Origin of the sequence: Actinoplanes sp. NPDC051343 (assembly GCF_044455125.1) — a bacterium.
In the GTDB taxonomy this organism is placed as follows: Bacteria; Actinomycetota; Actinomycetes; order Mycobacteriales; family Micromonosporaceae; genus Actinoplanes.
The window spans coordinates 1-1,416 of record NZ_JBITEL010000055.1 but is presented as its reverse complement, the minus strand read 5'-3'; the positions used below and the strand labels follow the sequence as shown (position 1 = coordinate 1,416).

The window sequence follows — 1,416 nt, the reverse complement described above, 5'->3', positions numbered from 1 at the left end:
TAGTACTCCAGCCGTAGATCGTGATGGTTATGGATGTTGGTGCTGGTAGTGGCTGATTTTGGCTCGGTATTGATGCCGTCGGCGCCAGGTTGACCAGGCGTCCGGGTCGGTGATGCGGCGTTCGGGCTCGATGACGTGGACGACGAGCAGTCGGCGGATTTCGTTGCAGGTCAACGCGATCAGGCCGGCGGGTGCCGGGGTGCGAGCCGCGGTGGCGGTAGTGACGGCGAGCAGGGCGTAGGCGAGCATCGCGAAGATGGTCCAGCGGTGCCAGGGCTGCCAGCGGCGGTGCTGGTGTTCATCCAGGCCGGCCAGGCCTTTGCCGGCTTGAAACGATTCCTCAACGCTCCAGCGGCGGCCGGCGACGGCGACCAGGACGCGCAATGGCACTGGTGCGGGCGCGTAGCAGCGGTAGAAAGCCAGCTCACCGTGACGGCGATGACGACGGATCAGCAGCCACCGGCAGCCGCCCGTCGCGGACGGCGGGTTCAGGGCGAGCAGTGCCCAGTCGTAGACCCGGTCGCCTTTCGCGCCGGGTCCGCAGGACAGCGGTTGCCATGCTTGCTCGGGCAGGGTTGCCGGGATCTGGTCGGCGCGGAAGGTGCCGGTGGCGGTGGTGATCCGCCGGTCGCAGCCGATGGCCAGGACGTAGCCGATCCGGCGGTCTTCCAGTTCGCCGCGCAGATTCGGGTCAGCGCCGTAGACCTCGTCCGCGGCGACCCAGGACGCCGGGACCCCGGCGTCCAGAGCGCGGCCGATCATGGTGGTGGCCAGCGCCGGTTTCGTCGAGAACGCGACCTCGGCCGGCACTCCGGCAGCCTCGCAGCGCTGCCGGTCACCGGTCCAGGACTTCGGCAGGTAGAGCTCACGATCCAGCAGCGCGTGCCCGTGCCGGCTGGCGTAGGTCAGATAGACGGCGACCTGCGCGTTCTCCACCCGCCCGGCGGTTCCGGTGTACTGGCGTTGAACCCCGACGGTCCGGACGCCTTTCTTGACGTCTCCGGTCTCGTCGCCGACCAGCACGGCATCCGGGTCACCCAAGTGCTCGACCACGTAGTCGCGCAGGTCGTCGCGTAATCCGTCGGTGTCGATGCTGGCCCGGTTCAGCAGGTGCTGCATCCCGTCCGGGCTACTGTCGCCGGCATGCTCGGCGATGGTCCAGCAGTTCTTGCGTGGCAGATCCGCCAGCAGACCCAGGACCAGGCCTCTCGCTCGACGGCGGGTCTCTACCCGGGCGAAACGCCCAGCGATCCGGCCCAGCAGCCCATCGACCGCTGCTCGTAACAGGACAGGTTCTATGCTGTGCCCCACGGCCACCGTGAGGTCATCTGACGTCGACACAACCGACGATGATCACGCGGTGGCCGCCCCGCATCCGGCACCGCCACGCAGAGATCACGATCTACGGCTGGAGTA

1 protein-coding gene is annotated in these 1,416 nt (G+C 68.1%); it reads right to left on the bottom strand.

Going from position 1 to position 1,416, the window contains the following annotated elements:
- Positions 1–27: 27 nt before the first annotated feature.
- The gene (locus ACIA5C_RS48625) at positions 28–1,260 is read right to left on the bottom strand and encodes an IS701 family transposase (RefSeq protein WP_396068203.1); all 1,233 of its coding nucleotides are present in this window, start codon (positions 1,258–1,260) and stop codon (positions 28–30) included.
- Positions 1,261–1,416: the final 156 nt, after the last annotated feature.